This is a genomic window from Sphingobium algorifonticola (assembly GCF_004005485.1).
Lineage (GTDB): Bacteria > Pseudomonadota > Alphaproteobacteria > Sphingomonadales > Sphingomonadaceae > Sphingobium > Sphingobium algorifonticola.
The window spans coordinates 273,286-284,922 of record NZ_RZUL01000001.1 but is presented as its reverse complement, the minus strand read 5'-3'; the positions used below and the strand labels follow the sequence as shown (position 1 = coordinate 284,922).

General features: G+C 65.4%; 13 protein-coding genes. 8 read left to right on the top strand and 5 right to left on the bottom strand.

Annotated elements, in window-relative coordinates:
• Positions 1-25: 25 nt before the first annotated feature.
• A complete protein-coding gene (locus ENE74_RS01430) occupies positions 26-442 on the top strand; it encodes a flagellar export chaperone FliS (RefSeq protein WP_127688859.1) in 417 nt (138 codons plus the stop codon).
• Between the two features lie 131 nt (positions 443-573).
• Here ENE74_RS01430 and ENE74_RS01425 read toward each other — a convergent pair whose 3' ends face one another.
• Together ENE74_RS01425 and ENE74_RS01420 are read right to left on the bottom strand one after the other, a co-directional pair.
• Entirely contained in the window at positions 574-2,751 is a 2,178-nt protein-coding gene (locus tag ENE74_RS01425) for a xanthine dehydrogenase family protein molybdopterin-binding subunit (RefSeq protein WP_127688858.1), read from the bottom strand.
• Complete coding sequence (locus ENE74_RS01420) at positions 2,748-3,221, bottom strand: (2Fe-2S)-binding protein (RefSeq protein WP_127688857.1); 474 nt, start codon at positions 3,219-3,221, stop codon at positions 2,748-2,750. Before ENE74_RS01420 ends, ENE74_RS01425 begins: the two co-directional genes overlap by 4 nt.
• Positions 3,222-3,529: 308 nt before the next feature.
• On the opposite strand from ENE74_RS01420, the gene ENE74_RS01415 reads away from it, so the two are divergent.
• The 6 genes from ENE74_RS01415 to queE all read left to right on the top strand — a co-directional run bounded on the left by ENE74_RS01415 (position 3,530) and on the right by queE (position 8,858).
• Entirely contained in the window at positions 3,530-4,726 is a 1,197-nt protein-coding gene (locus tag ENE74_RS01415) for an aspartate aminotransferase family protein (RefSeq protein ID WP_127688856.1), read from the top strand.
• A 159-nt stretch (positions 4,727-4,885) separates the two neighbouring features.
• On the top strand, positions 4,886-5,815 hold the full coding sequence (argF, locus tag ENE74_RS01410) for an ornithine carbamoyltransferase (RefSeq protein WP_127688855.1): 930 nt from the start codon (positions 4,886-4,888) through the stop codon (positions 5,813-5,815).
• A 124-nt stretch (positions 5,816-5,939) separates the two neighbouring features.
• Positions 5,940-6,860, top strand: a complete 921-nt coding sequence (gene hslO / locus ENE74_RS01405; RefSeq protein WP_127688854.1) for an Hsp33 family molecular chaperone HslO — start codon at positions 5,940-5,942, stop codon at positions 6,858-6,860.
• Positions 6,861-7,037: 177 nt separating this feature from the next.
• Entirely contained in the window at positions 7,038-7,448 is a 411-nt protein-coding gene (locus ENE74_RS01400) for a hypothetical protein (RefSeq protein ID WP_127688853.1), read from the top strand.
• A 65-nt stretch (positions 7,449-7,513) separates the two neighbouring features.
• Positions 7,514-8,221 carry a 7-cyano-7-deazaguanine synthase QueC gene (queC, locus tag ENE74_RS01395; protein WP_127688852.1) on the top strand — a complete coding sequence of 236 codons (708 nt, stop codon included), beginning with the start codon at positions 7,514-7,516 and terminating at the stop codon, positions 8,219-8,221.
• Between the two features lie 4 nt (positions 8,222-8,225).
• Positions 8,226-8,858: a 7-carboxy-7-deazaguanine synthase gene (gene queE / locus ENE74_RS01390; RefSeq protein ID WP_127688851.1), complete on the top strand. Its 633-nt coding sequence runs from the start codon at positions 8,226-8,228 to the stop codon at positions 8,856-8,858.
• Positions 8,859-8,880: 22 nt separating this feature from the next.
• Here the strand turns inward: queE and ENE74_RS01385 are convergent, their stop codons facing one another.
• The 3 genes from ENE74_RS01385 to lipB all read right to left on the bottom strand — a co-directional run bounded on the left by ENE74_RS01385 (position 8,881) and on the right by lipB (position 10,750).
• Positions 8,881-9,573: a hypothetical protein gene (locus ENE74_RS01385; RefSeq protein WP_127688850.1), complete on the bottom strand. Its 693-nt coding sequence runs from the start codon at positions 9,571-9,573 to the stop codon at positions 8,881-8,883.
• A 103-nt stretch (positions 9,574-9,676) separates the two neighbouring features.
• Positions 9,677-9,946 (bottom strand): hypothetical protein, encoded by a 270-nt coding sequence (locus tag ENE74_RS01380; RefSeq protein WP_420902554.1) that lies wholly within the window; start codon positions 9,944-9,946, stop codon positions 9,677-9,679.
• 111 nt (positions 9,947-10,057) lie between these two features.
• The gene (lipB, locus tag ENE74_RS01375) at positions 10,058-10,750 is read right to left on the bottom strand and encodes a lipoyl(octanoyl) transferase LipB (RefSeq protein ID WP_420902553.1); all 693 of its coding nucleotides are present in this window, start codon (positions 10,748-10,750) and stop codon (positions 10,058-10,060) included.
• A 69-nt stretch (positions 10,751-10,819) separates the two neighbouring features.
• On the opposite strand from lipB, the gene ENE74_RS01370 reads away from it, so the two are divergent.
• Positions 10,820-11,626 carry a hypothetical protein gene (locus ENE74_RS01370; RefSeq protein ID WP_127688848.1) on the top strand — a complete coding sequence of 269 codons (807 nt, stop codon included), beginning with the start codon at positions 10,820-10,822 and terminating at the stop codon, positions 11,624-11,626.
• The last annotated feature ends 11 nt before the right edge of the window (positions 11,627-11,637 follow it).

Below are 11,637 nucleotides of genomic sequence, written 5' to 3'. Positions count from 1 at the left end.
CTTATTTCAGGGAAACGGACAGACCATGTTTTACAGCAACGGATATGCAGGCATCGGTATCGGCGCACGGGCAGGCAACGCCAGCCGCGCCTATGCGGCTGTCCACGCAGGCAGCCGCATCGAAGGCGCGACGCCGCACGGCCTCGTCAAAATCCTGTTCGATGAACTGCTGCTCGCCTTCGACGCCGCGATCCTGTCGCAGGAACAGGGCGATATGGCCAAGGCGTCGGAAAAGCAGGCGCGCGCCATGTCGATCCTGCATGCCCTCGAATCCAGCCTCGATTTCGAGCGTGGCGGCGATGTCGCCGTCTCCCTTGCGCAGATCTATCGCGCTGCTCGCCGCAACATGATCGACGCGGTGCGCGAACGCAGCATCGAACCGATGACGCAGGCCCGCGGGATGATCGCGGACATCGCCAGCGCCTGGGACCAGATCGGCTGAAGGCGATGCTTAACTCTCTTGTTCCCCGGCGAAAGCCGGGGTGCAGAGTCTCGCAGAACTGTACCCCGTTGCTCTGGACCCTGGCTTTCGCCGGGGAACATTTCGACAAGAGGTCTTAGTATTTATCGCGATCAGGCGCTGGTCACCATCGGCAAGACCGAAGGCCGGGCCTTGCCGAGCGCCGCAAGCGCATTGGCGACGGCAGGTGCGATCGGCGGAACGCCGGGTTCGCCGACCCCCGTGGGGGCTTCGTTCGACGCGACAATCACGACCGCGATTTCCGGCATCTCGTTGATGCGGAGCGCGCGGTAGCCGTCGAAATTGCCGACGGTCGCCGCACCCTTTTCCAGTGGAACGGCGGCATAAAGCGCATGGCCAAGGCCAAAGCCGATGCCACCTTCCATCTGTGCGCGGATGACATCCGGGTTCACCGCCACGCCGCAATCGACGGCGCACCACACTTTGTGCACACGCGGGCTGCCATCCTCGTTCAGCGACACTTCGGCGATCTGCGCAACATAGCTGCTGAAGCTCTCCACCGCGGCGACGCCGCGGGCGCGGCCCTTGGGCGCGCTTGAGCTGCCCCATCCCGCCAGCTTCGCCACGGCCGCAAGCACACCCGCCATGCGCGGCTTTTCGGTCAGCAGGGCAAGCCGTCCGGCCACCGGGTCCTGACCCGCCGCCACCAGCAACTGGTCGATGAAACATTCGACGGCATAGGCGGTGTGGGTGTGCCCCACCGATCGCCACCACAATGTCGGGACGGGCGAGGCATCGACATGCACGTCGCAGCGCATGTTGGCGATGGCGTAGGGAAGGTCCGCTGCACCCTCGGTCATGGTGGTGTCGATCCCGTTGCGCACGATCAACGGTTCCAGCGCCGATCCGAAGGCGAAGGACTGGCCACATATGCTGTTGGACCAGGCGGCGACCTTACCGTCCTTCACGCTGCCGCGCATGGCATGGACCATGACCGGGCGATAGTAGCCGCCCTGGATGTCGTCCTCGCGCGTCCACACCAGCTTGAAAGCGCCGGGACCATAAGCCTTGGCGACGGCCGCCATTTCCGCTGCAAAATGCGAGTCGCCGGTGGCCCTGCGCCCGAAGCTGCCGCCCGCCAGTGTCACGTCGATGCTGACGGCGTCGGCCGCGACGCCCAGTGTTCGCGCAATCGCGCCCTTGTCGAGCCCCGGCCCCTGCGATCCGAACAGGGTCTTTGCCGTCTTCCCGTCCCACTGGATGACGCCGGACAGAGGCTCCATCGGCGCATGCGCCAGATAGGGGAAGGCATATTCTGCCTCGATCAGCTTGGCGCCTGCCAATGCGGCATCGACATCGCCGCGCTTGCCCGCGACCGTGCCGGGGGTTTTCACCTTCGCGCGATAGGCATCGATCATTTCGGCGGAACCGCGGCTCTCGGCCTTGGTGAAGTCCCATTCCGCCTTCACGGCATTGCGCCCCTGGATCGCCGGCCACATGCCCTTGGCATAGACGGCGACACCCGTCGGAACGGCCTTCACCGCGACGACGCCCTTGATCTTCAACGCATCGGCGGCATCGAAGCTTTTCAGCGTACCGCCGAAGCGCGGGGACCGGGCGACCACCACCGTCAGCATGCCGGGCATCTGCGTGTCGATGCCGAACTTCGCCGTGCCGTTGGTCTTCGCCACCGTATCGAGCTTGCCCAGCGGCTTGTCGCGACCGATCAGCGTGAAGGCCTTGGCGTCCTTCAGCGGCACGTCGGCGGGCGGCGTCAACGTTGCGGCATCGGCGGCAAATTCGCCGAACGTGCCGGACTTGCCGGATTTGGCATGCGCGATGACGCCTTTGGTCACCGTCACTTCGCTCGCCGGGACGCCCCATTTGCGGGCAGCCGCCGCCACCAGCATGGCGCGCGCCATGGCACCGGCCTTGCGCATCTGCATGAAGCTGTTGGCGATCGCCGTCGATCCGCCAGTCAATTGCGACCCCAGGAACAGATTGGCGTAGAGCGTGTCGTTGCCCGGCGCGCTTTCGCTGCGCATCTGGCTCCAGTCCGCGTCCAGTTCCTCGGCGACCAGCGTCGCAAGCCCGGTGTTCGGACCCTGGCCGAACTCGATATGCTTGATCAGAACGGTCACGCTGCTGTCCGGCGCGATGCGGATGAAGGCGTTGGGATCGACCGGCGGCATCGGCGGCGCGCCCTGCGACTGCAATGCGCCGCCCATCGGCAACATTATGCCGATGACGAGCGCGCCGCCGGTGCGCAGCGCGTCGCGGCGGGAAAAGCGACCAAAAGACCGCGCAGAGCTAGGAATGATCGCGTTCATGCCGCCTTCTCCTGCGGATTGAGGCTTTTCGCTGCCTGATGGATCGCCGCGCGGATGCGGACATAGGTCGCGCAGCGGCAGAGATTGCCACTCATCGCGCTGTCGATGTCGGCGTCGCTGGGCGTCTTGTTATCCTTCAGCAGGCTGACCGCGCTCATGATCTGGCCGGACTGGCAATAGCCGCACTGCGGCACGTCGAGCGCCACCCAGGCGGCCTGCACGGCCTTCGCCTCTGCGCCGTCGATCGCCTCGATCGTGGTGATCGCGCCCGTGGCGGCGGAGATCGGCAACTGGCAGGACCGTGTCGGCGCACCGTCGACATGCACGGTGCATGCGCCGCACTGCGCCACGCCGCAACCGAACTTCGTGCCCGTCAGATTGAGGTCGTCGCGCAACACCCACAGCAAAGGTGTGTCGGGATCGGCGTCGACTTCGCGCGCCTGCCCGTTGACGGTCAGTGTTGTGGCCATGCTTTAGCCTCCCCGATGAAGATTGCGCGGCACAAGGCGACAGAGAGCCGCAGGTTGCCGGTCATAACTGGATTTTGAAGTGCAACTATTTCCTATTCATGACGGCTTGTAAAGGCACCGACTCGCACCCGGAATCGCGCTATGTATCCCGCTATGCACGGTGTTGACGCTCCGCCGTCCGCCACTGTATAGACGGATTGCGCAACAGGGCGGCCCGGCGGGGGCCGCCTTTTTGCTTTCAGGCGCTGGTGCCTGGCCTCAATTTGCCCCCGCCGCGCAAATGCAATCGTGAACTGAAAGGGACGCTCATGTCGATTACGCCGCTCATGCCCGTTTATCCCCGGTGCGATGTCCGGCCGGTGCGTGGCGAAGGCTGCTATCTGATCGGCGAGCGCGGCGAACGCTATCTGGATTTTGCCAGCGGCATTGCCGTCAACCTGCTCGGCCACGGCCATCCGGTGCTGACCAAGGCGATTGCCGATCAGGCGGCGACCTTGATGCATGTCTCCAATCTGTACGGCAGTCCGCAGGGTGAGGCATTTGCCAGGCGGCTGGTCGATGCGACCTTCGCCGACACCGTGTTCTTCACCAATTCGGGTGCCGAAGCGGTCGAATGCGCGATCAAGACGGCGCGGCGCTATCATTATGCCAATGGCAATCCGCACCGGCACAAGATCATCAGCTTCGACAACGCGTTCCATGGGCGGACGCTCGGCACGATCAGCGCGACCAGCCAGCCCAAGATGCGCGACGGGTTCGAGCCGCTGCTGCCCGGTTTCGACGTGGTGCCCTTCAACGATCTGGAAGCGGCGGCGGCGCGGATCGACGACAATACCGCCGGTTTCCTGCTGGAGCCTGTGCAGGGCGAAGGCGGCGTGACGCCCGCGACGCAGGATTTTCTGCAAGGCCTGCGCGCGCTCTGCGACGAACATGGCGTGCTGCTGATCCTGGATGAAGTGCAGTGCGGCTATGGCCGCACCGGCACCTTCTTCGCGCATGAGCAATATGGCGTCATCCCCGACATCATGGCGGTGGCGAAAGGCATCGGCGGCGGTTTTCCGATGGGCGCATGCCTTGCGACCGAGGAAGCGGCGAAGGGCATGGTGTTCGGCACGCATGGCTCCACTTATGGCGGCAATCCGCTGGCGATGGCGGCGGGCAGCGCGGTGATGGACGTGGTGATGGCGCCGGGTTTCCTCGATCAGGTGAAGGCAACAGGTGCGCGCCTGCGCGCCGCGCTGGAACAGATGATCCCCAATCACGACGATCTGTTCGCCGAAGTGCGGGGCATGGGCCTGATGCTGGGCCTGAAGCTGAAGGACAGCGCCGACGCGCGATCCTTCGTGGCGCATCTGCGCGATCATCACGGGCTGCTCACGGTGTCCGCGGGGCAGAATGTGGTCCGCATCCTGCCGCCGCTGGTGATCGAGGAAAGCCACATCACCGAATGCGTCGAACGCCTGTCCGCAGGCGCACGGAGCTTTGCCGTGCCGGTTGCGGCCTAGTTCGGCCGATTTAACCCCGTTCGTCCTGAGTAAGGACTGAGCTTGTCGAAGGCCGGTATCGAAGGATCTGCGCCAAAGCTCATGTCCTTCGATACGCTGCTTCGGCTTCGCTCGGCAGCTACTCAGGACGAACGGAGTAGATGGAAGGATAGCCTTCTCATGACAAACCATTTCCTGAACCTCTCCGACGCGGGCGGCAACGCGATCGCCGCGATGATCGGCGACGCCATCGACCGCAAGGCCGCGCGCGCCGGTTTTCCGAAAGGCAAGGCCGATGCCGACGCGCCGCTTGCCGGGCATACGCTGGCCATGATCTTCGAGAAGAACTCCACGCGCACCCGCGTGTCGTTCGACATGGCGATCCGGCAACTGGGCGGCACCTCGCTCATCCTCGACGGCGCGACCAGCCAGTTGGGCCGGGGGGAGACGATCGCCGATACCGCGCGCGTCCTTTCGCGCATGGTGGACGCGATCATGATCCGCACCGACGATCATGCGAAAATCGAGGAAATGGCGCATCACGCGACCGTTCCGGTCATCAACGGCCTGACCGACCTGTCGCACCCCTGCCAGATCATGGCGGACCTGCTGACCGTCATCGAACATGGCCTCACCCTGCCGGGCAGCGAATGGGCCTGGCTGGGCGATGGCAATAATGTGCTGCATTCGATCATCGAGGCGGCGGGACTCATGAAGTTCAACGTCCGCATCGGCGTGCCGCAAGGCTATGAGCCGGACCCGCGCTTTGCCGAGCAAGCCACCGCACGCGGTGCGACGATCAGCTTGTCACGCGACGCCGCCGAAGTCGCGCGCGGTGCCGACGTGATCGTGACCGATACGTGGATTTCAATGGGGCAGGACCATGCCGACGCGAAACTGGCGGCGATGATGCCCTATCAGGTCGATACCGCGCTGATGGCGCTGGCGAAGCCGACGGCCCGTTTCCTCCACTGCCTGCCCGCCCATCGCGGAGAGGAAGTGACGGCGGACGTGATCGACGGCCCGCAGTCGCTGATCTGGGACGAAGCGGAAAACCGCCTGCACGCGCAGAAGTCGGTGCTGCTGTGGGCTCTTGGAAAGCTCGGTTGAGTTTTTCCGATTGACGCCTATCTAACGTCTATCTGTGTTCCAACCTCCGTTCGTCCCGAGCGAAGTCGAGGGACGCTGCGTGACCTGTCCCTCGACTTCGCTCGGGACGAACGGAGCCTTTGTCTTGCCCCTTTCCCTCGATCTCGATCAGGCTGTCGGCTTCACGATTCCCGCGCGCAGCGTGCGGGGTCGCCTCGTGCGGCTCGGCCCGGTGCTGGAGCAGGTGCTGGCCGCGCATGCCTATCCGCCGCCGATCGAGCGGCTGCTGGCACAGGCGCTGGTGCTCGCCGCGCTGCTGGGATCGACGCTCAAGCATGTCGACGGGCAACTGACGCTTCAGGCGCAGACCGAAAATGGCGTCGTCCGCCTGTTGGTAGCGGACTATCAGGCTGGCGCGGTGCGCGGCTATGTTCAGTTCGATGCCGACCGGTTGGCGGAGCTGGGCACCGATCCCACCTTGTTCGGCCTGTTCGGCAAGGGCTATCTGGCGATCACTTTCGACCAGGCCGCGCCTGCGAGCGAAGGCGCGAGCGGTCGCTACCAGGGCATCGTCCCGCTCGAAGGCAGTTCGCTGGGCGAAGCGGCGGAACATTATTTCTGCCAGTCGGAGCAGATCCCCAGCATCGTTCAGATCGCCAGCCGCCACGATCCTGACGGGCGCTGCCTCGCCGCAGGCATGCTCCTTCAGCATCTCCCCGAAGGCGAAGTGGGGCGCGAGCGGCTGCATGTCCGCCACGACCATGTCGAATGGGAACATGCCAAGGCCCTGGCGGCGACGTTGCAGGATGCCGAACTGACCGATGACGGGCTGCCGCTCTCCGACATCATCTGGCGCCTGTTTCACGAGGAAGAGGAAGTGCGCCTGTTTGATCCCGGCCCGATCGTGAAGGGCTGCCGGTGCAACATCGCGCATATCCGAGACGTCATCGCGCGCTTTCCGGCGGAGGAGCGCGCGGACATGGCCGACGAGGCCGGGCAGATCACCGTAGACTGCGCCTTCTGTTCACGGCTGTTCCCGATACCGCTGCACAGTTTCGATAACTGATCGGCCTGACCCGCGCCTCCGATCGCAGCGGATGATTGCGGCAGAGCCGTTCCGGTTGCGCTATGAAGTTGCCACAATTCTGTGGCAAACGATGGTCGCAAGGGGATATCGCGCTCGGCCATCAAAAGGTGCCCGTACCTGTCCATCGGCTGCGCGCGCAGTGGGGAACGCTTGTTTATGGCCACGACCGTTTCGCGCAAGGCGCTTGTCGGCGCCGTCCTGCTGACCGCCCTCATTGGCGCGGGTCGGCCCCAGTCTGTTCCGCCTGCCCCGCGCGGGCTGACGACGCTGGAGCCTGGCGACTGGGTGCTGCATGATCGTGAAAGCGGGAAGGACGTGCATCTGTGCCTGGGCGATACGCGCCAGTTGCTCCAGCTGCGCCATCCCGGCGCGCAATGCCGCCGTTTCGTGGTGACCGACAGCGCGCAGTCGGTCGCCGTGACCAATGATTGTGGCCTGGCCGGTAACGAGCGGACGGACATCCGCATCGAAACACCACGCCTCGTCCAGATCGAGGCGCAGGGGATCGTCGATGGCGCGCCGTTCTCCATGGCGATGGAGGGGCGGCGCGTCGGCGTCTGCCGATAACCTGTCGTCTCTGCGTCGTCGCGCCCGGTCTTGCGCCCGCGCGACGGCGGGAGTAGCGGCAGGCGATGCCTAGTTCCTCCAGATCCGATACCGATAACAGCTTTGCCGTCGTCCTGCTTTCCGGTGGCCTCGATTCGATGGTCGCGGCGGGCCTGGCGCGGGAGGCCGGGCACCGACTGTTCGCGCTGACGATCGACTATAACCAGCGTCACCGGGTGGAATTGCAGGCCGCGGCGCGCGTCGCCAAGGCCCTTAATGTCCTGTCGCACATCGTGTTGCCGCTCGATCTGACTGCATTCGGCGGATCGGCGCTGACCGCCGACATCGCCGTGCCGAAGGGCGGGGTAGGGAACGATATTCCCGTCACTTATGTCCCGGCGCGCAACACGATTTTTCTGTCGCTCACCTTGGGCTTTGCAGAAGTGACGGGCGCGCGGGACATTTTCATCGGCGTCAACGCGCTCGATTATTCGGGCTATCCCGACTGCCGGCCGGCGTTCATCGCCGCGTTCGAGGCGATGGCCGCGCTCGCCACGAAGGCCGGGGTGGAAGGGCATGCCGTCCGCATCAACGCGCCGCTCCAGCACATGACGAAGGCGGATATCGTGCGGGAAGCGGACCGGCTGGGTCTGGATGCGGGGATGAGCTGGTCCTGCTATGATCCGACGCCGGACGGGCTGCATTGCGGCCTGTGCGACAGTTGCCGCCTGCGCGCGAAGGGGTTTGTCGAAGCGGGCCTGCCCGATCCCACCCGCTATGCCGTAAAGCCCTGATCGCATGGCCTATTCCGTCAAGGAAATGTTCCTCACCCTGCAGGGGGAAGGGATGCAGGCCGGGCGGCGCGCGGTTTTCCTGCGCTTTGCCGGGTGCAATCTCTGGTCGGGCCGCGAAGGCGATCGCGCGACCGCCGTCTGCCGGTTTTGCGATACCGATTTTGTCGGCACGGATGGCGCGGGCGGCGGGAAGTTTGCCGATGCGGCGGCCGTGGTTGCCGCCGTCGAGCGGTTCTGGGGCGAAGGGCGCACGCTGCGCTACATCGTCCTGACCGGCGGCGAACCGATGTTGCAGGTGGACGACGCGCTGGTCGATGCCCTGCACGATGCCGGGTTTGAGATTGCGATCGAGACCAACGGCACGCTCCCGGTGCATCCGCGCATCGACTGGATCTGCGTCAGCCCCAAGGCGGGGAGCGAGGTCGTCCAAACATCCGGCCATGAGCTGAAACTGGTGTGGCCGCAGCCGGGCAGCGATTATGCGGCGATGGAAGGCTGGGCATTCGACCACTGGCTTGTCCAGCCGCTCGACGATCCCGATGCCGCCGCGCATGTGGATGTGGCGATCGCCTTCGTCATGGACCGGCCGCAATGGCGCCTGACCTTGCAGACGCACAAGACGCTCGGGCTGCGGTAGGCCTTCCGCGTCCCGCCCGCCCTCAGCCCGCGGGCTTTTTCGCGGCCTCGGCATCCCAGCGGGCCTTGCAACTGGCCATCAGCTTGCCCTTTTTCCAGCATTCCTCGGTCAGCGGCGGCAGAACCGCGCTATAGTTGTAGCCGGGCGATCCGAAATAGCGTTCGCCGCTCAGCACCAGCGATTTCTTGAGCTCGCCCATCCGCTTGCGCGCGACGTCGACCAGTTGTCCGCGCGGCATGAAAATCGCGTCGCGGCCGATCGAGGATGCCGTCTGACAGAAATTGCGCTGCGCCTGCACCGTCGAATAGCCCGAATAGATGCGCGTGCCATATTGATCGAGCGCCGCCTGGCCCGGCTTCCCCTTGCCGACGGTGCGCTGGAAATAGGCACCCAGGGTGGCAAAGGACTGCGCCAGTTCCTTGCTGTGATGGGCGATCATGGCGTTGTAGTTGGAAACCGTCAGCAATGTCGGCTCGAAATCGCATTGCAGCGCCGCGACGTTGAGTGCCGCACGCAGGTTCCACACCAGCCCTGCATCCAGTTCCGCCTGCGTCGCGCCGGGCATGTTGAGGCCCAACGTCGGCTCCGCGCCGGTCACCGGCGGGCTCGAAAGATCGGGCGGCGAAAAGAAGAACTGCGCCTGTGCGGGCTGTGCGGCCAGGGCGGTCGCCGTTACCAGCGCGAGGATCGGGCGGCGGGTGTAAAGGCGTGTCACTCTTGGGTAATCCTTGGTTGGCGTCAGCTCAATGCGGCCTAGCGCACCCTGGCGCCGCTGTCAGCGGCCGATATCGGTTCCGCGATGAACCGAGGGTGAAAGCTCACTGGTCGGCGATCACTTCGGTGTCGGCGACATCCGCCGGGGCGCTGGCATTGTTGGCGGCGGTCCGCGTCGCGGCGGGGGTGCTGTTGCTCTCTCCGGTCGGCGCGAGGGCGGTGCCTTCGCTGCGTACCCCGTCCAGATCGGTCATGGCGTCGCTGGCGGTGCCGTCGACGACTTCCAGGTCTTTCATGCTCACATTGCTTTGCGTTTCGGTGGTGCCCGATCCGCAGGCGGCGAGGGGAAGGAGAGCCGCCGTTAACAGGGCCACGCGACGAAGCGGCAACAATGATGGCATCCAAGGCTCCTGAAACGACCGGCTATTTGTGCGTGACCTTAACGCGCTGTTATCCTTCGTCAAGCGCGCCGCCTTACGTCAAGGTCAGGCAGGCCGTCCGCATCGCCCCAGCCGCGCCATAAACTGGTCGAACCGGGCGCCCAGCGCTGCGTCGAAATCGTCCATCGTCACTGTCTTGCCCAGCGCCGCCAGGCTGGTGACGGGGAACTCTGCGATGCCGCACGGCACGATCCCGCCGAAATGCGACAGGTCCGGCGCGATATTGACGGAGAAGCCGTGGATCGTCACCCATTTGCGCACACGTACGCCGATGGCGCCGATCTTCGCCTCGCGCCCGTCCAGCGTGTCGGTCCAGATGCCGATGCGTCCGTCCGCCCGCCGGGCCGCCACGCCGAAGTCGGCCAACGTGTCGATCACCCAGCCTTCCAGATTGTGGACAAAATTGCGAATGTCCTTGCCGCGCGTGCCAAGGTTGAGCGTTAGATAGCCGACCCGTTGCCCCGGCCCGTGATAGGTATAGCGCCCGCCGCGCCCGGCGTCGTACACGGGAAAGCGCGGGTCGAGCAGTTCGGCGATGTTGGCGCTGGTCCCGGCGGTGTAGAGCGGCGGATGCTCCAGCAGCCAGACCCGTTCCTGCGCCTGTCCGGCGGCGACGGCGGCGGCGCGCGCTTCCATGTCCGCAAGGGCGTCGGGATACGCGACGGGATTGGCGTCGCGACGCCATTCGATGGGCGATGCCATGGTCGCGGCCGGGGCGGGGGCAGGCAGATGATCCATGCCAGCTTCCTTGACTTGCCCGCGCGCCGCGATCAAGGGTGCGTTTCCCGCGCAGCCACCGGAAACCCCATGATGAAGCCACTTTCGATCGGTCGGGCCTGGGAAGAGACGCTGGCCTTCGTGAAGCGCGAGGGGGCGCTGCTGTTTCCGGTCGCGTTCGTCTTTCTGGCGCTACCCTCGGTGCTGGTGCAGCAGATCGTCCCGCCACAGCTTGTCGCCTATATGGCGGCGATTCAGTCGGGCGCGACGAATGTGCCGGTGCCTGCGCTGCCCGGCAGCTTCATTCTGGCGCTGATGCTGGCGATCGTCGCGATCCTGGCCGGGGCGCTGGCGCTCTATGCGCTCAGCTTGCGCAGCGGGATCAGCGTGCGCGAGGCGATGGTGCTGGCGTTCCGGCGTCTGCCCGTGCTGTTCGCCGCCGGTCTGCTGGTGATGGCGGGCGGCGTGGGTCTGGCAATAGGGCTCAGCCTGATCGGCGCGCTGGTGCATGCCGCGGGCGGCGCGGGTGCGATGGTGGCGCTGCTCAATATCCTGGTGCCCGCGGCGATGCTGTTCGTGGGCGTGCGGTTGCTGCTGCTCTATGCCCTGATGGCCGACCGCACGATCGGCCCGGTGGGGGCCATCCGCCAGAGCTGGGCCCTGTCGCGTGGCCATTTCCTGCGGCTGTTCGCCTTTTTCATTGTGTTTCTGGTCGTGACCTTGGTGGTGCAAGGCGCCGCCGAGGCGGTGTTCGGCATCATCGGGCGGCTGGCGGGCGGGGCGGGGCTTGCCGCGCTGCTGGGCAGCATCGCCGTGGCGGCGCTTTCCGCCGTCATCCAGGTCTATTTCATCGTGATGACCGGGCGTCTCTATCGCCAGTTGGAAGCGGCGGCCTGAGCGAGGCGTGG